This is a genomic window from Pseudomonas sp. TWR2-1-1 (assembly GCF_049897045.1).
Taxonomy (GTDB): domain Bacteria; phylum Pseudomonadota; class Gammaproteobacteria; order Pseudomonadales; family Pseudomonadaceae; genus Aquipseudomonas; species Aquipseudomonas versuta.
Window position 1 is genome coordinate 141,489 of sequence record NZ_JAFCVM010000003.1, and the last position, 19,801, is coordinate 161,289.

Annotated in this window: 17 protein-coding genes and 3 tRNA genes; 11 read left to right on the plus strand and 9 right to left on the minus strand. The window is 60.0% G+C overall.

Annotation, left to right across the window (positions count from 1 at the left end):
- Nucleotides 1-68: 68 nt before the first annotated feature.
- From ACP7BO_RS08820 to ACP7BO_RS08855, 8 genes are all read left to right on the plus strand, one after another.
- Nucleotides 69-626 carry a CvpA family protein gene (locus tag ACP7BO_RS08820; RefSeq protein ID WP_060692934.1) on the plus strand — a complete coding sequence of 186 codons (558 nt, stop codon included), beginning with the start codon at nt 69-71 and terminating at the stop codon, nt 624-626.
- A 41-nt stretch (nt 627-667) separates the two neighbouring features.
- Nucleotides 668-2,173, plus strand: a complete 1,506-nt coding sequence (purF, locus tag ACP7BO_RS08825) for an amidophosphoribosyltransferase (protein ID WP_060692931.1) — start codon at nt 668-670, stop codon at nt 2,171-2,173.
- A gap of 66 nt (nt 2,174-2,239) precedes the next feature.
- Complete coding sequence (locus tag ACP7BO_RS08830; protein WP_397456985.1) at nt 2,240-3,451, plus strand: O-succinylhomoserine sulfhydrylase; 1,212 nt, start codon at nt 2,240-2,242, stop codon at nt 3,449-3,451.
- A 5-nt stretch (nt 3,452-3,456) separates the two neighbouring features.
- The gene (locus tag ACP7BO_RS08835; protein ID WP_397457257.1) at nt 3,457-4,227 is read left to right on the plus strand and encodes an SDR family oxidoreductase; all 771 of its coding nucleotides are present in this window, start codon (nt 3,457-3,459) and stop codon (nt 4,225-4,227) included.
- A gap of 111 nt (nt 4,228-4,338) precedes the next feature.
- Nucleotides 4,339-4,414 (plus strand) — tRNA-Val (locus ACP7BO_RS08840).
- A 56-nt stretch (nt 4,415-4,470) separates the two neighbouring features.
- Nucleotides 4,471-4,547 (plus strand) — tRNA-Asp (locus ACP7BO_RS08845).
- Between the two features lie 101 nt (nt 4,548-4,648).
- Nucleotides 4,649-4,725: transfer RNA gene (locus ACP7BO_RS08850), tRNA-Asp, on the plus strand.
- A 319-nt stretch (nt 4,726-5,044) separates the two neighbouring features.
- On the plus strand, nt 5,045-5,893 hold the full coding sequence (locus ACP7BO_RS08855; RefSeq protein ID WP_426209692.1) for a DUF2242 domain-containing protein: 849 nt from the start codon (nt 5,045-5,047) through the stop codon (nt 5,891-5,893).
- Between the two features lie 256 nt (nt 5,894-6,149).
- Here the strand turns inward: ACP7BO_RS08855 and ACP7BO_RS08860 are convergent, their stop codons facing one another.
- A complete protein-coding gene (locus ACP7BO_RS08860; RefSeq protein ID WP_060692923.1) occupies nt 6,150-7,190 on the minus strand; it encodes an AraC family transcriptional regulator in 1,041 nt (346 codons plus the stop codon).
- A gap of 4 nt (nt 7,191-7,194) precedes the next feature.
- On the minus strand, nt 7,195-8,325 hold the full coding sequence (locus ACP7BO_RS08865; protein ID WP_060692921.1) for a carbon-nitrogen hydrolase family protein: 1,131 nt from the start codon (nt 8,323-8,325) through the stop codon (nt 7,195-7,197).
- Nucleotides 8,326-8,535: 210 nt separating this feature from the next.
- Between ACP7BO_RS08865 and ACP7BO_RS08870 the strand changes: the two genes are divergently transcribed.
- Nucleotides 8,536-10,572 carry an FAD-dependent oxidoreductase gene (locus tag ACP7BO_RS08870; protein ID WP_426209695.1) on the plus strand — a complete coding sequence of 679 codons (2,037 nt, stop codon included), beginning with the start codon at nt 8,536-8,538 and terminating at the stop codon, nt 10,570-10,572.
- Between the two features lie 74 nt (nt 10,573-10,646).
- Here the strand turns inward: ACP7BO_RS08870 and ACP7BO_RS08875 are convergent, their stop codons facing one another.
- A complete protein-coding gene (locus ACP7BO_RS08875; RefSeq protein ID WP_426209697.1) occupies nt 10,647-11,549 on the minus strand; it encodes a LysR family transcriptional regulator in 903 nt (300 codons plus the stop codon).
- Between the two features lie 127 nt (nt 11,550-11,676).
- On the opposite strand from ACP7BO_RS08875, the gene ACP7BO_RS08880 reads away from it, so the two are divergent.
- Complete coding sequence (locus ACP7BO_RS08880) at nt 11,677-13,209, plus strand: MFS transporter (protein ID WP_426209699.1); 1,533 nt, start codon at nt 11,677-11,679, stop codon at nt 13,207-13,209.
- Between the two features lie 76 nt (nt 13,210-13,285).
- Here the strand turns inward: ACP7BO_RS08880 and ACP7BO_RS08885 are convergent, their stop codons facing one another.
- From ACP7BO_RS08885 to ACP7BO_RS08910, 6 genes are all read right to left on the minus strand, one after another.
- On the minus strand, nt 13,286-14,011 hold the full coding sequence (locus tag ACP7BO_RS08885; protein ID WP_426210358.1) for an amino acid ABC transporter ATP-binding protein: 726 nt from the start codon (nt 14,009-14,011) through the stop codon (nt 13,286-13,288).
- A 79-nt stretch (nt 14,012-14,090) separates the two neighbouring features.
- The gene (locus ACP7BO_RS08890) at nt 14,091-15,332 is read right to left on the minus strand and encodes an NAD(P)/FAD-dependent oxidoreductase (RefSeq protein ID WP_060692912.1); all 1,242 of its coding nucleotides are present in this window, start codon (nt 15,330-15,332) and stop codon (nt 14,091-14,093) included.
- Between the two features lie 48 nt (nt 15,333-15,380).
- A complete protein-coding gene (locus ACP7BO_RS08895) occupies nt 15,381-16,091 on the minus strand; it encodes an ABC transporter permease (RefSeq protein ID WP_397456978.1) in 711 nt (236 codons plus the stop codon).
- On the minus strand, nt 16,088-16,807 hold the full coding sequence (locus ACP7BO_RS08900) for an ABC transporter permease (protein WP_010656910.1): 720 nt from the start codon (nt 16,805-16,807) through the stop codon (nt 16,088-16,090). The genes ACP7BO_RS08895 and ACP7BO_RS08900 overlap by 4 nt, the downstream gene beginning before the upstream one ends.
- A gap of 105 nt (nt 16,808-16,912) precedes the next feature.
- Entirely contained in the window at nt 16,913-17,662 is a 750-nt protein-coding gene (locus ACP7BO_RS08905) for a transporter substrate-binding domain-containing protein (protein ID WP_060692908.1), read from the minus strand.
- 13 nt (nt 17,663-17,675) lie between these two features.
- Entirely contained in the window at nt 17,676-18,551 is an 876-nt protein-coding gene (locus ACP7BO_RS08910) for a MurR/RpiR family transcriptional regulator (protein WP_397456977.1), read from the minus strand.
- A 133-nt stretch (nt 18,552-18,684) separates the two neighbouring features.
- On the opposite strand from ACP7BO_RS08910, the gene ACP7BO_RS08915 reads away from it, so the two are divergent.
- Nucleotides 18,685-19,716: an Ldh family oxidoreductase gene (locus ACP7BO_RS08915; protein ID WP_426209703.1), complete on the plus strand. Its 1,032-nt coding sequence runs from the start codon at nt 18,685-18,687 to the stop codon at nt 19,714-19,716.
- The last annotated feature ends 85 nt before the right edge of the window (nt 19,717-19,801 follow it).

Below are 19,801 nucleotides of genomic sequence, written 5' to 3' on the forward strand. Positions count from 1 at the left end.
TAAATCGCCTTACTTGAGCGGCGGCGCTCTGCTAAAATGCGCCGCCTTATCTGTCCGTAGGCTGAACTGTGCCATTTACCTGGGTTGACTGGGCGATCGTTGCAATTATCGCCATCTCCGCTTTGATCAGCTTGAAGCGCGGCTTCGTTAAAGAGGCCCTGTCGCTGTGCACCTGGATCATTGCCGGGGTTGTAGCCTGGATGTTCGGCGGTTCACTGTCCCAATATCTCTCCGGATACATCGAAACACCTTCCGCCCGCGTTATCGTCGGGTGCACCATCATGTTTGTCGCCACCTTGCTGGTAGGCGCAATGATCAATTTTCTTATCGGCGAACTGATTCGCGTCACCGGGCTGTCCGGGACCGATCGTTTTCTTGGCATGGCCTTCGGCGCTGCGCGTGGCGCGTTGCTGGTGGTCGTGGCGGTCGGGCTCTTGAGCCTGGGGCCGGTACAGCAAGACTCATGGTGGCAAGGGTCAAGGCTCGTGCCACAATTTCTATTGGTCGCCGATTGGTCGAAAAATCTCATTCTGGGATGGAGTAGCCAATGGTTGGCCAGCGGTATCAGCGTTCCTGCTGATATTCCGTTCAAGGAGCATCTCTTGCCGGCCAATCTGGCCAGGTAAGTGGTGTTCAGTTCAGATCCATTAAGTAGGGGTTGCGTCGCATGTGTGGCATCGTCGGTATCGTCGGTAAGTCGAACGTCAATCAGGCGCTGTATGACGCGCTAACCGTCCTCCAGCACCGCGGCCAGGATGCTGCCGGTATTGTGACCAGCCATCAAGGCCGGTTATTCCTGCGCAAGGACAACGGGCTGGTTCGCGATGTATTTCATCAGCGGCACATGCAGCGTCTGGTCGGGCACATGGGTATTGGTCATGTGCGCTATCCAACCGCTGGCAGCTCGACTTCAGCTGAGGCCCAGCCGTTTTACGTCAACTCGCCATATGGCATCACCCTGGCGCATAACGGCAACCTGACCAACGTTGAACAGCTGGCCAAGGAGATTTACGAATCTGACTTGCGCCACGTCAACACCAATTCCGATTCGGAAGTGCTGCTCAACGTGTTCGCCCATGAGCTTGCTCAGCGCGGCAAGTTGCAGCCAACCGAAGAAGACGTGTTTGCAGCGGTCACTGACGTACACAACCGCTGCCGCGGTGGTTACGCTGTGGTTGCGATGATTACCGGTTACGGGATCGTCGGTTTCCGTGACCCGAACGCCATTCGCCCTATCGTGTTCGGCCAGCGTCATACCGATGAAGGCGTCGAGTACATGATCGCTTCCGAAAGCGTGTCCCTGGACGTATTGGGCTTCACCCTGATTCGTGACCTGGCACCGGGCGAAGCCGTTTACATCACCAATGACGGCAAGCTGCACACCCGTCAGTGCGCGGTTAACCCGCAACTGACACCGTGCATCTTCGAACATGTCTACCTGGCGCGTCCGGATTCGATCATCGACGGTATCTCGGTGTACAAGGCTCGTCTGCGCATGGGCGAGAAGCTCGCCGAGAAGATCCTGCGCGAGCGCCCGGATCATGATATCGATGTGGTCATCCCGATTCCGGACACCAGCCGTTGCGCAGCGCTGGAGCTGGCTAACCACCTGGGCGTCAAGTTCCGCGAAGGTTTTGTAAAAAACCGTTATATCGGCCGTACTTTCATCATGCCGGGCCAGGCTGCACGTAAAAAATCCGTGCGCCAGAAGCTCAATGCCATCGAACTTGAGTTCCGTGGCAAGAACGTGATGCTGGTGGACGATTCGATCGTGCGCGGTACTACCTGCAAGCAGATCATTCAGATGGCCCGCGAAGCCGGTGCCAAAAATGTTTACTTCTGCTCGGCAGCTCCGGCTGTGCGCTACCCGAACGTGTATGGCATCGACATGCCAAGCGCTCACGAACTGATCGCACACAATCGCAGCACCCAGGAAGTGGCCGAGCTGATCGGCGCAGACTGGCTGATCTATCAGGATCTGCCTGACCTGATCGAAGCCGTCGGTGGTGGCAAGATCAAGATCGACAAGTTCGATTGCGCCGTGTTCGACGGCAAGTACGTCACCGGGGATGTCGATGACAACTACCTGGAGAGAATCGAGCGTGCGCGCAACGATGCTTCCAAGGTGGTTGCTCAGGGTGTCGGTGCGACGATAGGCTTGTACAACAACTAAGTGTTCCCAAACCGGCCCTGATGGGCCGGTTTGCGTTTATCCAATACAAGGCAAGGAGTGGGCAGCATGAGTCAGGATTGGGAGGCGGGTCGGCTGGACAGCGACCTCGAGGGCGTAGCGTTCGACACCTTGGCTGTACGTGCTGGCCAGCACCGTACGCCAGAAGGCGAGCACGGTGATGCAATGTTCCTGACGTCCAGTTACGTGTTCCGTACCGCTGCAGATGCAGCCGCACGGTTCTCTGGCGAAGTCGCGGGCAACGTTTATTCGCGTTACACCAACCCCACCGTTCGGGCTTTCGAAGAGCGCATTGCGGCCCTCGAAGGTGCGGAGCAGGCCGTTGCGACAGCGACCGGCATGGCGGCGATATTGTCTGTGGTCATGAGTCTGTGCAGTGCCGGTGACCATATCCTGGTCTCACGCAGCGTTTTCGGCTCAACCATCAGCCTGTTCGAGAAATACTTCAAGCGCTTCGGCGTGCAGGTCGATTACGTGCCTCTGGCTGAACTGTCTGGCTGGGACGCGGCGATCAAGCCCAACACCCGATTGCTGTTTGTCGAGTCGCCTTCCAATCCGCTGGCTGAGCTGGTGGATATTGCGGCTCTGGCAGAGATAGCCCACGCCAAGGGGGCCATGCTGGTGGTCGACAACTGCTTCTGCACGCCTGCCTTGCAGCAGCCGCTCAAGCTCGGTGCGGACATTGTCGTGCATTCGGCCACCAAGTTTATCGACGGCCAGGGTCGTTGCATGGGCGGCGTGGTTGCCGGTCGTGCTGAGCAGATGAAGGAAATCGTGGGCTTCCTGCGTACTGCCGGGCCGACCCTGAGCCCGTTCAATGCCTGGATTTTCCTCAAGGGGCTGGAAACCTTGAACCTGCGCATGCGTGCTCACTGTGCCAGTGCCCAGGCCCTGGCTGAGTGGCTGGAGCAGCAGGATGGCGTTGAAAAAGTTCACTATGCGGGCCTCAAGAGCCATCCGCAGCATGCATTGGCTCAACGCCAGCAGCGCGGTTTTGGCGCGGTGGTCAGTTTCGAAGTCCGGGGCGGTAAAGAGGGCGCATGGCGCTTTATCGATGCCACGCGCCTGATTTCCATCACCGCCAACCTGGGTGACAGCAAAACCACCATCACCCATCCGTCCACCACTTCCCATGGTCGCCTGGCGCCGCAGGAGCGTGCAGCTGCAGGCATTCATGACAGCCTGATCCGCATCGCCGTGGGCCTGGAGGATGTGGCCGACCTGCAAGCAGATCTGGCGCGAGGCCTGGCCGCACTGTGAACGATATGATCCTTGAGGCACCGGTGGCCGGTAATGGGCGTGTGGCGTTGGTTACCGGCGCTGCGCGGGGCATTGGTCTGGGGATCGCCGCGTGGCTGGTGAGTGAAGGCTGGCAGGTGGTACTGACCGACATCGACCGAGCCCGGGGCTCTAAAGTGGCCAAGGTGCTGGGTGAAAATGCCTGGTTCGTGACCATGGATGTGTCAGTCGAGGCCGATGTCATCGGTTGTGTGGCTCAGGTCCTGGGGCAGTTCGGGCGTCTGGATGCGCTGGTGAGCAATGCTGCCATTGCTGACCCGCACAATATGACGCTCGAAAGCCTCGACCTGGATCACTGGAACCGGGTGCTGGCGGTCAACCTCACCGGTCCCATGCTGCTGGCCAAACATTGCGCGCCTTACTTGCGAGCCCATTGTGGTTCGATCGTCAATCTGGCTTCCACCCGTGCCCGTCAATCCGAGCCTGATACCGAAGCTTACGTGGCGAGCAAGGGCGGCTTGCTGGCATTGACTCACGCACTGGCCATCAGTCTGGGTCCGGAGATCAGGGTCAATGCGGTCAGTCCGGGCTGGATTGATGCCCGGGATCCTTCTGTGCGGCGTGCAGAGCCGCTCACCGACGCTGATCACGCCCAGCACCCGGCAGGCCGTGCAGGCACCGTGGAAGACGTTGCGTCCATGGTTGCATGGTTACTGTCGCGCAATGCCGGGTTCGTGACAGGGCAGGAGTTTGTGGTGGATGGTGGCATGAGCAAGAAAATGGTTTACCAGGGATAAGCACCCTTCGGGAGCGTGGTTTGGGTTTTTTGCTTGTTTTGAAAAAAACTCAACCTTGTCCTTGACTTAGGTTCAATACCTGCGTAAATTTCGCGGCCTCAACGAAGCAAAGGGTGATTAGCTCAGCTGGGAGAGCATCTGCCTTACAAGCAGAGGGTCGGCGGTTCGATCCCGTCATCACCCACCACTTCTTGAGTTTCTCGAAAGAGAAAGGGCGTTCTGAAAAGAACAACCAACCGACGCGCAGCGGTAGTTCAGTCGGTTAGAATACCGGCCTGTCACGCCGGGGGTCGCGGGTTCGAGTCCCGTCCGCTGCGCCATATTTGTACAAGTCAGGTTCGCCTGGCTTGCGATTGAAAAGCACCGAAGCTCTTCAGTCACAGATTTAAAGATTTCAAACGGACGCAAGTCCGAGCGATACGCAGCGGTAGTTCAGTCGGTTAGAATACCGGCCTGTCACGCCGGGGGTCGCGGGTTCGAGTCCCGTCCGCTGCGCCATATTTGCTTCAGAGCCCTTGAACTCTCTGAAGCTACAAAGAAAGCGACCTTAGGGTCGCTTTTTTTGTGCCTGCGCAAAAAGTGGCGTAGCAGCGGTCGAGCAGGGCGAGGCCGCGTCAGGCTGGGTAGTAGTCGTCGCGACTGCTATTTATAGTCTCTACGCCAAAGAAAGAGCCGAATATACGAGAACTGCGTTCCTGGACGCAGCCTCGCGCTGCTCGTCAGCTGCTAGGATGGGCGGTGCTGAAAACATAGGCCCTCCCGAAAATCGCCAACTGATGCACAATACGCCCCGTCACCGTTCTCTTCAGGATCTTTAATGCTTAAGTCATTCCCCTTGCGCGCCGTGGTCGCCGTCCTTTTGCTGGCCGGACTCGCAGGTTGTTCGTCGAAGAAAACAGCCGTCTACGAGCATGAAAACTTCGATGATTCGGGCACGTTTTCGCGTAATTACCCGGTGACCGATAAAGCCTCGTGCGAGGCTGCACGCCGCGCCTTGCTCAGCCAGGGCTATATCATCACCAGCAATGATCCGAAAATGATCAGTGGCCACAAGAGCTTCCAGCAAACCGGCGAAAGTCATCTGGAGATCAGCTTCAACGTGGTCTGCGCTGACGACGGTGGTTCAGAACATCACGCCGCCATGTTTGCCAACGCACTGCAGGACCGTTACGCGCTGAAGAAGGTCAACAACTCGGCCAGCCTCGGGGTGGGGGTGCTGGGCTCGGTGTCGATGCCGATTGGCTCCTCGGATGACTCAATGGTCAAAGTGGCCAGCGAAACCGTGTCTTCGCCACAGTTCTACGATCGCTTTTTCGCACTGGTTGAAGTGTTCCTGCCCAAGGAAGTGAAAAAGGCTGCGCATATTCCGGAAAAACCCAAGACTGACCTGGGCGTGCCTGAGGTTGTGCCGGCCAAAGTAGAGGCCGCTCCCAAAGCCGTTGCACCAGTCCAAGTCCCTGCTGCGACAGAGCCAGTCTCCAAGCCGTCAGTGCCGGCTGCAGAGCCAGAGCCTGTGTTGCCGGTTGAAACCCAGCCAGCCCCGGCGCCGGCTGCGCCGACAGTCCTGCCTGCTGAGCCGGAAAAAACCACGGCACCCGCATTGCCTGCTCCTGAACCGGCAATCACTCCTGTACCCACCGTGCCAGAGCCTGTGCCGGCACAATAAAGGTGCGGTAATTGCAATGAACTCTGCTACGTTTAAAAAGTCAGTGAATGGGCGCGCTCAAGAAGGTGTCATTTTTCTTTCATGGGAGCGCTTTACACTCACTTTCAGCGCCACTCAGGCATGACTTGAACGAACAGAACGAAAAGGGATGTGACAATGGACGACTATCAGGAAGAGTTGCTCGAGTATCAGGCTTTTGAGCTGGACCCGCTGGAACCTGCGGATGACGCAACCGAGCTTTAAGCTCCAGGATGCCTCACGCAGTGTTGCGCTGGCGACGACGGAATTCTCCCGGAGTTTGCGCGTTCCAGCGCTTGAATGCCCTCTGAAAGGCCTCTGCCGAGGCAAATCCCAACAGGTAGGCAATTTCGCCAAAGGCCAATTCCGTATCGCGGATATAGGTCATGGCGAGGTCCCGCCGCGTGTCGTTGAGAACCGCCCGGAACTGCGTCCCTTCTTCTGCCAGCTTGCGGCGTAGAGTCCAGGTCGGCAGCTTTAGACGTGCCGCCACCTCTTCAAGGTCCGGCTCACGCCCCCCATTTAGCAAAGGCCCCAGCATTTGCGTGATGCGCTCGCGCAGGCTGCGGGTGCGGGTCAATTGTTCCAGTTCGCGTTCGCACAATTGCAGCAGGAACGCCCAGGTCGTGGGGCAGTGCTGCGCATTACGCAGGTCAAGGCTGGCGTGGTTCAGGCGCAATTGATTGGTCTCGGCCCGGAAGTTGACCGCAGTGTGGCTCAAAACGCTGTAGCGCTCGGCATACTCGGGTTCACTGAACTCGATATCGACATGCTCGCCAAGCAAGGGGCGGCCCGCCACCGATGACAGCTGCTGCAGCCAGCCGGCAATGATCGAATCCACCACAAAACGGTTGTAGGCGTTATACGGGCTGATGGAATAAAACCGTAGCCAGGCACCCTGGGCGTCTTCGTGCAGGCTTGACTGGCCGCGATAGTTGGAGCCATACAAGGCTTCGAAGCGGATCAGCGTGCGGGCCGCTTCCCGTACCGTGGGGGCCTGGGCTGCGGTCACGCCGGCCAGCCCGGCCTGGGACAGCTTGCTCAACTGACCCATGCGCAAACCCAGTGCCGGGTCGCCGGTCAAGGCAATGGCGGCATGCCCCAGGCGCATATAGCGCGGGATCGACAAGCGTGCCAGCGGTTGGGCGAGCCGGGCAGGATCGAGCCCGTACTGATCAAGCAAGGGCAGAGGGTCTTGCCCATAACTGCGCACGGCGTCGGCCAGGCATTCAACAAACCCGACTGAGAGATCGCCCAGGCGCATCGGCAGAGATTTCACCGGGTTACAGCCACAGGTTCAGCAAGCGCGCACCGGCGCCGTGCTGGTCCGGGCTGGTCTGGCCGTTGCGGCTGATAAAGCCCCAGCCGACGCTGCGTTTGTCCCAGAATTTGCCACGGGAAAATACCGTGATCCCGGCCTGGGCTGTGCTGCTCGGGACGCTGCTGATCAACGTCAGGCGATGCCAGGCCTCGCCTTCGCTGACTTCTCCGGGCTTGAGACTGATTTCGCTGGGCGTAGAAACACTTTTAAAACCGCCCCAGGGTTGATCCCAGGTTTTTTTGCCAATCATGAACGCGGGAACGGCAATCAATTGCGCCCCCTGTTCGTTCAATGTGCGGTAATTCTCGGGGTACCAGCTGTCGCTGCCGACCAGAATGCCCAAGCGTCCGGCCGGGGTATCGACCACGTTCAGTTGATGGTCAGGGCTGGGCTGGATATAGCTTTGCTCTTCGTAAGTCGGCAGCAGTTGGCGCTGCGGTTTGCCCTGAGGCGCTCCGTCACGACCGAACACAATGCTGCTGTTGTAAAGCGGGCCGGTGCCCGGCAGCAATTTGCCGTTCTCGATGCGCGGTTCGGGCAGCGCAATACTGCCGGCCACCAGCGTCACCCCGAACTCTTTGGCCAGGCCGCCAAACAGCGTCTGGTAATCACTGGCCATGGTCTTGGCTTTCATGCGCAGATGGGCATCGTTGACCCGGCTTTCGCCGTCGGCGCGAAGCCATGCGTTGGTGAAGGCCAGCGGATTGCTCAATGACAGCCAGCGCATGGCCTGATTGAGATTGGCGGCCTGATACAGCTCGTTCTTTTCCCCGCGAAACATCAGCCAGGTGCCGATGTGCTCCGGCAGCACGACGATGGTTTTGTCGTTGAGCAGCCCGGCCTCACGCGCTTTGTTCAGATACGCGGCGAGTTTCAGGTGCACCAGGTCCAGGCTTTGATAATCACGCGGCGACAGGTCCGGCTCGATGCCAAGCAGGTTGCCGTGGTCATTGTTGACGCCGTCGTTGATCGCCAGCTCGATGCGCAGATCGGACAGGTAGTGGCCCACCTCGCGTTGCTGGGCCCAGAACCAGTAACCGGCGGTTGCGGCGATCAGAGTGATGAGCAGGGTGCAGCCAAATAATTTACGCATGAGAAATAAAGCAAAAGCCATGAGCGGGGTTCGGCAACTAGGGTAGGGGGCTGGTCCCGACTTGCCAAGGGGGGCTGCGCATTTAGGTTAGCAATTTGTTACTTTGAGTCATTGAGTGAGTCAGGAGGTATCTTTACTGTGGCTGGCATAAACGACGGGAGCCGCAGAGCACCCCGCGTCCCGTGATTTAACCTGTTGTGGAGCTTGCCGATGACCGCCTCTCACTACCCGCATTTAATGGCCCCCCTGGATCTGGGCTTTACCACCTTGCGCAATCGCAGCCTGATGGGCTCCATGCACACCGGCCTTGAAGAAAAGCCCGGTGGCTTTGAGCGCATGGCGGCCTATTTTGCCGAGCGTGCCAAAGGCGGTGTGGGCCTGATGGTCACGGGGGGCATTGCGCCCAACGATGAGGGCGGTGTGTACAGTGGCGCGGCTAAGTTGAGTACCGCTGAAGAAGCAGAAAAGCATTTGGTGGTTACCCGGGCGGTCCACGATGCGGGAGGCAAGATCTGTCTGCAGATCCTCCATGCCGGGCGTTATGCCTACAGCCCCCGCCAGGTAGCGCCGAGCGCAATCAAGGCGCCGATCAACCCGTTCACGCCCAAGGAACTGGATGAAGAGGGCATCGAGAAGCAGATCAGCGACTTCGTGACCTGCGCCAGGCTGGCTCAAAGTGCCGGCTATGACGGTGTTGAAATCATGGGTTCGGAAGGCTACTTCATCAACCAGTTCCTCGCCGCGCACACCAACCATCGCACCGACCGCTGGGGTGGCAGCTACGAAAACCGCATGCGTCTGCCGGTCGAAATCGTGCGCCGGGTGCGCGAAGCCGTGGGCACGGATTTCATCATTATTTATCGCCTGTCGATGCTTGATCTGGTTGCCGAGGGCAGTGTCTGGTCCGAGATCGTGCAACTGGCCAAGGCGGTCGAGCAGGCCGGTGCAACATTGATTAACACCGGCATTGGCTGGCACGAAGCACGCATTCCCACAATCGCCACCAAAGTGCCGCGTGGCGCTTTCAGCAAGGTGACCGCCAAGTTGCGTGGTTCGGTCAACGTGCCGCTGATCACCACCAACCGCATCAACACCCCGCAAATCGCCGAGCAGATTCTGGCCGATGGCGATGCCGACATGGTGTCCATGGCGCGCCCGTTCCTCGCTGATCCCGAATTCGTCAACAAGGCCGCCGCTGGCCGCAGCGATGAAATCAATACGTGCATCGGCTGCAACCAGGCCTGCCTGGACCACACCTTTGGCGGCAAGCTCACCAGCTGCCTGGTCAACCCCCGTGCCTGCCACGAAACCGAGCTCAACTACCTGCCAGCCATTGCAGTGAAGAAGATTGCCGTGGTCGGTGCCGGCCCTGCGGGGCTTTCAGCGGCAACCGTGGCGGCCGAGCGCGGGCATCAGGTGACACTGTTCGACTCCGCCAGCGAGATTGGTGGCCAGTTCAACGTGGCCAAGCGTGTACCGGGCAAGGAAGAGTTCTTTGAGACCCTGCGCTACTTTGCTCGCAAGCTGCAGACCACCGGGGTTGAGGTTTGCCTGAACACCCGTGTCGACGTGGCGCAGTTGCTGGCAGGCGGTTTCGACGAAATCATTCTGGCCACCGGGATTGCCCCCCGCACCCCGGCCATACCCGGCATCGACAACCCCAAGGTGCTGAGCTATCTGGACGTGATTCTTGAGCGCAAGCCGGTCGGCGCCAGGGTTGCCGTGATTGGCGCGGGCGGGATTGGTTTTGACGTATCCGAGTTCCTGGTGCAACAGGGCGTTGCCACCAGCCTGGATCGCGAAGCGTTCTGGAAAGAATGGGGTATTGATACGCAACTTGAAGCACGGGGCGGCGTAGCGGGAGTCAAGCCTGAGGTACACGCACCGGCGCGCCAGGTGTTCCTGCTGCAACGCAAGGCGAGCAAAGTGGGCGACGGTCTGGGCAAGACCACCGGCTGGATTCACCGGACCGGTCTGAAGAACAAACAGGTGCAAATGCTCAACAGCGTTGAATACCTGAGCATCGACAACGACGGCTTACATATCCGCATTGGCGAAGGCGAGCCGCAAGTGTTGCCGGTGGACAACATCGTAATTTGCGCCGGTCAGGACCCATTGCGCGAACTGCAAGACGGCCTGATTGCCGCCGGGCAGAACGTGCATTTGATCGGTGGCGCCGATGTTGCGGCCGAACTGGATGCCAAGCGCGCCATCAACCAGGGTTCGCGTCTGGCCGCACAGCTGTAGCAACGAGCGGGCTTCGCGATGCACGCGGTCATTCAGATGCACCGCCGGGATGCCGTCGCGAGGCAAGCTCGCTCCTACAGAGGGAGCGGGCCCAGCTTTATGTGCTGCGCCACAAAATCCACAAACACCCGCAGCTTTGGCAGCAAGTGCCGGCTGCCGGGCCAGAGCACCGAAAAACGCCCCTGAGCGCTGATGTGATCGTGCAGTACCGCCACCAGCTGGTTCGCCTGCAAGGCCTGATGCACCGCAAAATCCGGCACGTAGGCGATGCCCAGTCCTTCTACCGCCGCGCCAATCAACGCTTCGACATTGTTGAACACCAGTCTGTCCGGGCGTTTGCCCGGCGGCTCGTCCTGTGCCGTGGTAAACGCCCACTCCTGGAGCTGGCCGTTGCTCGGGAACCGGTAACGCAAGCACACATGCTCCTGCAAATCCTGCGGCGCCGCAGGCAGGCCCTGACTGGCAAAGTAGCCGGGCGCACCTACCAGCACAAAACGAAAAGAACCCAGTGCTTTGCTCTTGAGCCGTGAGTCGGCAAAGTCGCCGCTGCGGATCACGGCATCCATCCCTTCACCAATCACATCGACCATGCGGTCGCTGAAGTCCATATCCAGCTCGATGTGCGGATAGCGTCGAGTGAACTCGGGCAATACCGGCAATAACATCCGATAGCCAATCGCCGGCAGGCTCACCCGCAACCGGCCTCGCGGCTCCTCGCGGGCCAGGGTCAATTCGGCTTCGGCCTCTTCAAGTTGCTCGACGATCCGGCTGCAGCGCTCGAAGAACAATGCGCCTTCTTCCGTCAGGCTCAAGCGCCGGGTGCTGCGGTTGAACAAGCGCACCCCGAGCCCGTCCTCCAGGCGCGCCACGCTCTTGCCGACGGCCGAGGCCGAGATGGCCAGGCGCTCGGCGGCGGCTACATAGCTGCCCAGTTTGCCCACCGTTACAAATGCATGCAGACCACTCAAGCTTTCCATGGCATCACCGATTGCGGATTTTTTGTCGTGTCAGTGCGGATTTATAGCCTGTTTCCTATGCATTGGATCGCTTTTATCCTGATTCGACCTTGATTAAGCGATGCCGCACGGCGACTGGAGTTTTCTGATGAGCCTTCCCCCCACACCGCCGCAGACTGCGGGCTGGACGTTGCTGGCGGTTTGCACCGCGGCGCTGATTCTGCCGCTGAGTTTTTCCGGTGGCGCGATTGCCACCCCCGCCATCGGTCTCGATCTGGGGGGCGGGCCGCTGGCCCTGCTCTGGATCACCAATGCCTTTATGTTGAGCTTTGGCAGCCTGTTGATGGCCGCCGGTGCCCTGGCTGACCGGTATGGACGCAAGCGCCTGTTCATCTGCGGGGTTGGCGGGTTTGGCGTCGTGTCGCTGGCTCTGGGCATGGCGCCGGGCATTGTCTGGCTCGACGTTCTGCGAGGGTTACAGGGTGTGGCGGCCGCCGCGGCGCTGGCCGGTGGCAGTGCGGCACTGGCCAATGCTTTTGAAGGACGGGCCAGGACCACGGCCTTCAGCCTGCTGGGGACCAGTTTTGGTATCGGCCTGGCACTGGGGCCGGTCCTGGCCGGGTGGCTGATCGAACATTTTGGCTGGCGTGCGGTATTTGTTTCCGGGGCATTGATTGGCGGGCTGGCGTTGCTGATTGCACTGACGAAGATGGCGGAGTCCACCGACCCACAGGCCAGCGGGCTGGACTGGCAGGGCACCCTGAGTTTTACCGCGACGCTGGTGCTCTTCACCTGGGGCATTCTGGCCGCTCCCGACAGCGGCTGGAGCAGTGCACCGGTGCTCGGCACGCTGGGCGCGGCATTGGTATGTATAACCGTTTTTATCGCGGTCGAAAGGCGAGCGGTACGGCCCATGCTCGATCTGTCGCTGTTCCGTTACCCGCGCTTTGTCGGCGTGCAACTGCTGCCCATCGCCACCTGTTTTTGTTTTGTGGTGCTGCTGATTCTGTTGCCGGTGCGGTTTATCGGCATTGAAGGGCGCAGCGAAACCCGGGCCGGGCTGATCATGCTGGCGTTGTCGGCGCCCATGCTGATCGTGCCCTACCTGGCAGGCGTGCTCACTCGTTGGGTCTCGGCCAGGGTGCTGTCAGCCATCGGGCTACTGATCGCTGCTGCCGGGTTGTTGTTGCTGAGCCGGGTGGGAGTCGGTCAGCCGGCCCGGGAGTTCATCGTTCCGTTGCTGGTCATAGGGGCGGGAGCAGGTCTGCCGTGGGGGCTGATGGATGGACTGTCGATCAGTGTGGTGCCCAAGGAACGTGCCGGCATGGCCAGCGGAATTTTCAGCACCACCCGGGTCGCCGGTGAAGGCATCGCCCTGGCCATCGTCAGCGTGCTGCTGGCGCAACTGATGCAGGGGCATTTTGCTGTGGAGCAGGGCGCCCGTGCGGCGCAGTACCTGGCCGCCGGAGACCTGGAGCAGGCTAGGCGTCTATTACCGGAGCTGAGTCGGGCGGCCTTGGGCGAAGTTTACCGGCAGGCCTTTGCAGTGTTGCTGTACTGCCTGGCGGCGCTGACCGTGGCGACGTCATTGCTGGTGCTGTGGTTTTTGCGTGAAGCAAACACACAGTCCGGCAGGAGCGAGCAGCCAACCCGTGACAGCGGGCTTGCCCGCGACCTGTAGGAGCGGGCTTGTCTCGCGAGCGTTTTCAACGCACAGGGCTCGCGAGCAAGCTCGCTCCTACAGAGAGGAGGGGCTGTCAGTGCACGATCTGTGCAAGAAACGCTTTGGCCCGCGGGCTTTTCGGGGCGTTGAAGAAGTCCTCGGGCGGGGAGTCTTCGATGATCATGCCGCCATCCAGAAACAGCACCCGCTCGGCCACCTGACGGGCAAAGCCCATTTCGTGGGTGACGCAGAGCATGGTCATGCCACTGCCCGCCAGCTTGACCATTACATCCAGTACTTCGCTGACCATTTCCGGGTCAAGCGCCGACGTCGGCTCATCAAACAGCATGATTTTCGGCTCCATGCACAACGCCCGGGCAATCGCCACGCGCTGCTGCTGGCCGCCCGACAGCTGGCTCGGGTACTTGTTGGCCTGAATCGCAATACCGACCTTTTCCAGAAAGTACTGCGCCAGTTCAACCGCTTTTTTGCGCGACAGGCCGCGTACCGACATTGGCGCCAGAATGCAGTTGTCCAGCACACTCATGTGCGGGAACAGGTTGAAGTGTTGAAACACCATGCCGATTTCACTGCGCACCTGTGTGGCTTCGCGCGTGGCCTGGGACAGGTCGGTATTGTTGACCAGGATCCGCCCTTGCTCGGCGATTTCGAGGCGGTTGATGCAGCGGATCAGGGTCGACTTGCCCGAGCCGGAGGGCCCGCACAGTACGATCCGCTCGCCTTCGTGCACTTTAAGGTCGATGCCTTTGAGTACATGAAAGGCGCTGTAGTACTTGTTCAGACCGGCGATATCCACCACCACCTTGCGGGTGTCAGTGACTGGCGACACAGGATTATGAACGTAGGCAGGTTGAGCGTGCATGGTGCGTCTCCAGTGATCAGTTAAAGCGCTCGGCGCTGTAGGGCGTCGGGTCGGTGAACGGGGTTTGGCCCGTCATCATTTCTGCCAGCAGGCGGCCGCTGACCGGACCCAGCGTCAGGCCGTGGTGGGCATGGCCAAAGTTGAACCACAAACCTTTATGCCGGCTGCCGGGCCCAATCACCGGGCACATGTCCGGCAGGCAAGGGCGGCGGCCAAGCCAGGGTTCGGCGTCCACCCGCTCACCCAGCGGATACAGGCGTTGCGCACGCTCTTCACAACGGCGCAGCTGGATTTCGTTGATCGGGTCATCACTGTCAGCAAATTCGATCCCTGTGGTCAGACGAATACCACCCACCATGGGCGCCAATACATAGCCGCCCACCGAGTCGAGAATCGGATGCTGCATGGTGTGGCCGTCTTTGGCGGCGTAGTGCATGTGGTAGCCGCGCTTGATCGCCAGGGGAATCCGGTAGCCCAGCGGTTCGAAAATGTCCCGGGCCTGGGGGCCCAGTGCAATCACGGCTTCATTGCCGATGATCAGGCCTTTGTGGCTCTCGACCTGCCATTGCCCGGCCGTTGGCCGCAGGCTGGTGGCATCGCCGGTGACAAAGGTACCGCCGCGCTTGATAAAGAGCTCGGCGTAGCCCCGGGTCAGGCCGCCCGGATCGCTGACGGTCTTGGGGTCGAGCCAGTGAATACCGCCGATCACATCGGTATGCAGGCCGGGTTCCAGCGCGTGGACTTGCTGCTGACTCAGTACCCGATAGTTGAGCTTGTACTCGCTCAGGGCGTCAGCATCACGCTGAGCCTTGGCGAAGTCGCCCGGGGTGCGGTAAACCTCGATCCAGCCGCTGTCCTGGATCAGGTAGCCCATGCCCGCCGGCTCGGCCAGCAGATCGTGTTCGCTGACACATTGTTCAATCAGTGGCAGCATGGCCCGGGTGGCTTTGGCCAGCCCTTTGCTGCCCGACTGCTGCCAGTATTTCATCAGCCACGGCCCGGCTTTGGGCAGGTGCTTGAGGCTGTAGCGCACGTCCGATTGCTGATTGAGGCCATAGCGCAGCAGGCGTGCGATTTCTCGTGGGAACGAGTAAGGAATAACACTGGCGCGTTCGATCAGCCCGGCATTGCCATGGCTGGTGCCGGTGCCCGGCTGGGCGCGGTCGAGCAGGACCACGTTGCGCCCGCGTGCCTGGAGTTGCAACGCGGTACTGACGCCGACGATGCCGGCCCCCAGAACGATAGTGTCGCAATGCATAAACAAATCCTTGAGACGAGGGCCGTATTTGCAGCCCGAAAAATGGGTTTACTGCAAATGCCGTCCGAGACGGCCTTCGATGAATTTAAGGCTGCGGCGCACGATTTCCACGATCACCAGGTAGAGCACGGCGGCCCATAGATAGACCTGGAAGTCGAAACTGCGGGAGAACACCATCTTGGTGACCCCCATCAGGTCGTAAATGGTGACCAGCGATGCGATGGCACTGGCCTTGATCATCAGGATCAATTCATTGCCCAGCGGGCCGATGGCCACCAGCAGCGATTGCGGCAGGATGATTTTGCGAAAGGTGGTCCAGCGCGACAGGTTCAGCGCCTTGCAGGCTTCACGCTGGCCCTGGGCGACCGACAGAATGCTGCCGCGCAGGATCTCGGCCTGATAGGCCGCAGTGTTCAGGGTGAAGGCCAGCAGGGTGCAGAACCAGGCATCGCGGAAAAACCACCACAGGCCGACGTCTTGCCAGAAACCCTTGAACGAACCCAGGCCGTAATACAGCAGGAACAGCTGTGCCAGCAGCGGCGAACCACGAAAGAAGTACACGTAGGCGCCGGTAAAGCTGCGCACAAAGCGATTGCCGGACAAGCGGCCCAGGGCAATCAGCAGGCCGAGCACCGCGCCCAGGGTGAAAGAAATCGCCACCAGCTTGGTGGTCACCAGCAGCCCGTCGATAAAGCGCGGGCCATAGCGTTCCAGCAGCTCGGGGCTGAGAAACATGTTTTGCAGTTCCGCCAGGCTCATGGCTGCACGCTCCGTATATGGCGGTTGAAGTGGCGCTCAAGAAAGGCAAACAGGCGCCCGGAAATCGCCGAGAAAAACAGGTAGATAAAGCAGGCCACGGTGTAAAAGAGCATCGGGTCCTTGGTGACGCTGACCGCCAGATTGGTCTGGCGCATCAGGTCGACCAGGGCGATGGTCGACACCAGGGACGTGTCTTTAAGCAGTGACAGCCAGTTGTTCGACAGACCGGGCAGGGCGATACGCGCCAGTTGCGGCAGCACCACTTTGCGAAAGGTGGTGAATTTCGACAGGCCCAGCGCCGAGGCCGCTTCGAATTGGCCCTTGGGAATGGTCTTGAAGGCCCCCAGCCAGATCTCGCTGGAAAACGCGGCAAATACCAGGCTGAACGCAATCATCGCCGCGACAAAGGTATTGATCGTGAACTGAGCGTCGTAGCCCATCAGGGCGAGGATCTTTTGTGCGGCGATCTGGCAGCCGTAATAAATGATCAGCAGCGTCAGCAGCTCCGGCAGGCCACGAAAGACTGTGGAAAAGGTCGTTGCCCAGGCCCGCATCCAGCGGTTTTTGGAGCGTGCCGCTACGGCCACGATCAGGCCCAGCGGCAAGCCGATGGGCAGACAGCTCAGGGCCAGGGCAATGGTCACCAGCGACCCGGCAAGCAGCGCCGAGCCCCAGCCGCCACTGGCGAAGGAGAGAAGTGAGAGTTGATCGAGCATGCTCGAATCCCCGGACAAAAAAAGGGCCGAAATTCAGCCACCGCGCACCTTGGGTGCGCAGGGCAGGGTCATTGGCAGGGAGGCCCTCAACCGAGGGCGGGCGACTCAGTAAATGTCGAAGTCGAAGTACTTGCCGGAGATCTTTTTATAGGTGCCGTCGGCAACGATTTCGTCCAGCGCCTTGTTGAAGCGCTCACGCAGGGCGTTGTCTTCTTTGCGTACGGCAATCGAGGCATCGGCCATGGTGCCGTCAACGTCGCCGATGATTTTGCAGCAGTCCTTGCCGGTTTTATTGACCCACTCCAGTAGCGGGAACTTGTCGGCAATCACCACGTCGACTCGTTCGTTTTCCAGCTCGCTGTTCGCTTCATCCAGGGTTGGATACAGCTTCAGATCGGCCTTTTTGTAGTGCTCCTCGGCATAGATGCTTTGGGTGGCGGCGCTCTGGGCACCTACGGTCTTACCGGCGAAGTCGGACTGGGCATCGGTGATGTCAGAGTCTTTGGGCACGGCGATGGACAGCGGGGTGCGGTAGTAGTGATTGGTGAACGCGATCTTCTTTTTGCGTTCTTCGTTGACGATCATGGACGCGACAATGGCGTCGTATTTCTTGGCCATCAGGCCGGCGATGATACCGTCCCAGTCCTGGGCCACGATGGTGCAGTCGGCGCCCATGCGCTTGCACACTTCTTCGGTGATATCGACGTCAAAGCCGTGCAGCTTGTTGTCCGAATCAACGTAGTTAAACGGAGGGTAGGCGCCTTCCGTGGCGATAGTCAGTTTGTCGGCCTGAGCGTTGGACGCGAAGGCGACAACCATTGCACATGCACTGGCAAAGCGAATGACGTGTTTCATCTAGCACCTCGTTTTATTGTTTTGATCCGGGTGAGGATGTGTAACCCACGAACTCATTGTGTAAGGCCGCGGTAGCCTCAAGACGCTTCTCCACGTCCGGCCCCAGTTGTTTGCACACTTCGTTGATCAGCAGGTGCACCAGCGACAGCATGGCTGCGGTGGATTCCCAGAACAGATTGAATTCGGTCGGTACGCGAAACACTTCGTCGGCGTTCTGGTCGGCCCAGTCGCAAAAAGTGTCGGTCACCAGCGTGACGGCAATGCCTGCCTCGCGGGCCTTGCGGCATAACAGTTGGGCATGGCGCGAATAGCGCCGGGCTTCGAACACCACCAGCGCGCAGTCCCCGGGCGGGCACAGCAGCACATCGGCATAATGCCCGGCGGCGCCGTCCACCAGTTGCACGCCATCACGCAGGTATTGCAGCAAATGCACCATGGATGCTGCGATCCCGCGTTCGGTCTGAAACCCTGCCACGAACACCTTGCGCCGGGTGGCCAGGCGCTGACTCACGACCTGCCATTCGGGCGTGAGGCTGTATTCGTAAACCTTGACCAGAGCACCGACTTCCAGCTCAAAGCTGCGGGGCAAGCCCTGGGGGCTCTGGCTGGATTGCTGGCGGAATTCTTGCAAGCGATCGCCTACCAGCCACGGGCCATCGCCCAGGTCATCCTTGAGATCGTTCTTCAGGTCTTTGAAATGGCTATAGCCCAGCGCGCGGCAAAAACGCCCGACGCTGGATTCGCTCACACCCAGCTTGGCGGCGATGTCGGCAGCGGTCTGAAATGGCAGCTCGTAAAGATTGGCCAGCATGTAGCTGGCAATCGCCCGGCCCGAAGGGGCGGCGGTTGACAGACTGCTTTCGAGGCGTTGTTTAATCGACTGGCTCACGGCTGCTTTCCTGTTGTTGTATCAGCGCGTTGCAGAAAGTGAATGTTTTCTGTCGTTAAGTCAAGAATTGACAGATAACTGTCATCGCAGGATAGTTGGCCGAGCATAAAAACAACTAGATTGGAGCGCCAGAATGTCCCAGCCCGTTACCTCGTCCCAGGCTATGGAGTCGCTGACCCTCAGCGAACTGACCGCCTTGCTGCAGCAGATATTTGAGCGTCACGGTACGTCGCAGGCGGTCGCGCAGGTATTGGCAGACAACTGCGCCCGGGCGCAACGCGACGGTTCCTACAGTCACGGGGTGTTCCGTATTCCAGGTTACCTGGCATCACTGGCGAGCAACTGGGTCGACGGCCAGGCCGTGCCGCAGGTAGAAGACGTGGCCGCGGGCTTTATCCGCGTCGATGCGGCCAATGGCTTTGCCCAGCCTGCGCTGGCAGCGGCGCGTGAACTGCTGGTGGAAAAGGCCCGCAGCGCCGGGATTGCAGTGCTGGCGATCCGCAACTCCCATCACTTCGCAGCACTCTGGCCGGATGTCGAGCCATTTGCCGAAGAAGGGCTGGTGGCGCTGAGTGTGGTCAACAGCATGACCTGCGTAGTCCCCCATGGCGCCCAAAAGCCGCTGTTTGGCACCAACCCGATTGCTTTTGCCGCACCCTGTGCTGGGGGCCACCCGATCGTATTCGACCTGGCCACCAGCGCCATTGCCCACGGCGATGTGCAAATTGCCGCGCGCAAGGACCACAGCCTGCCTGCGGGCATGGGGGTCGACAAGCATGGCGAGCCGACGCAAAACCCCAAAGAAATTCTGGACGGAGGTGCCTTGCTGCCCTTCGGCGGGCATAAAGGTTCGGCGCTGTCGATGATGGTCGAACTGCTGGCGGCAGCGTTGACCGGTGGCAACTTCTCGTTCGAGTTCGACTGGAAGCAGCACCCCGGCGCGCAAACCCCGTGGACCGGCCAACTGCTAATCGTCATCGACCCCACCAAGTCCGGCGGCAACAGCTTCGCCCAGCGCAGCGCCGAACTGGTGCGCCAGATGCATGCCGTGGGCCTTGAACGCATGCCGGGTGACCGACGCTTTATCGAGCGCGCCAAATCGGTGGGCGAAGGGATCCCGATGAGCACCGAAGAGCTGGCCAGATTGCGCGCATTGGCGCAGTAAAGCCTTGGCCCAAACCCCTGTAGGAGCGAGCTTGTCTCGCGAGCTCTTCCAAAGCAGAACAAAGCTCGCGAGGCAAGCTCGCTCC

Excerpts from the sequence above, each read along its gene's own strand:
- ACP7BO_RS08905 (WP_060692908.1), bottom strand. The coding sequence starts at position 17,662 with ATGAAACACGTCATTCGCTTTGCCAGTGCATGTGCAATGGTTGTCGCC.
- ACP7BO_RS08915 (WP_426209703.1), top strand. The coding sequence starts at position 18,685 with ATGTCCCAGCCCGTTACCTCGTCCCAGGCTATGGAGTCGCTGACCCTC.
- ACP7BO_RS08880 (WP_426209699.1), top strand. The coding sequence starts at position 11,677 with ATGAGCCTTCCCCCCACACCGCCGCAGACTGCGGGCTGGACGTTGCTG.
- ACP7BO_RS08855 (WP_426209692.1), top strand. The coding sequence starts at position 5,045 with ATGCTTAAGTCATTCCCCTTGCGCGCCGTGGTCGCCGTCCTTTTGCTG.
- ACP7BO_RS08870 (WP_426209695.1), top strand. The coding sequence starts at position 8,536 with ATGACCGCCTCTCACTACCCGCATTTAATGGCCCCCCTGGATCTGGGC.
- ACP7BO_RS08830 (WP_397456985.1), top strand. The coding sequence starts at position 2,240 with ATGAGTCAGGATTGGGAGGCGGGTCGGCTGGACAGCGACCTCGAGGGC.
- ACP7BO_RS08865 (WP_060692921.1), bottom strand. The coding sequence starts at position 8,325 with ATGCGTAAATTATTTGGCTGCACCCTGCTCATCACTCTGATCGCCGCA.
- ACP7BO_RS08890 (WP_060692912.1), bottom strand. The coding sequence starts at position 15,332 with ATGCATTGCGACACTATCGTTCTGGGGGCCGGCATCGTCGGCGTCAGT.
- ACP7BO_RS08875 (WP_426209697.1), bottom strand. The coding sequence starts at position 11,549 with ATGGAAAGCTTGAGTGGTCTGCATGCATTTGTAACGGTGGGCAAACTG.
- ACP7BO_RS08835 (WP_397457257.1), top strand. The coding sequence starts at position 3,457 with ATGATCCTTGAGGCACCGGTGGCCGGTAATGGGCGTGTGGCGTTGGTT.
- ACP7BO_RS08900 (WP_010656910.1), bottom strand. The coding sequence starts at position 16,807 with ATGCTCGATCAACTCTCACTTCTCTCCTTCGCCAGTGGCGGCTGGGGC.
- purF (WP_060692931.1), top strand. The coding sequence starts at position 668 with ATGTGTGGCATCGTCGGTATCGTCGGTAAGTCGAACGTCAATCAGGCG.
- ACP7BO_RS08895 (WP_397456978.1), bottom strand. The coding sequence starts at position 16,091 with ATGAGCCTGGCGGAACTGCAAAACATGTTTCTCAGCCCCGAGCTGCTG.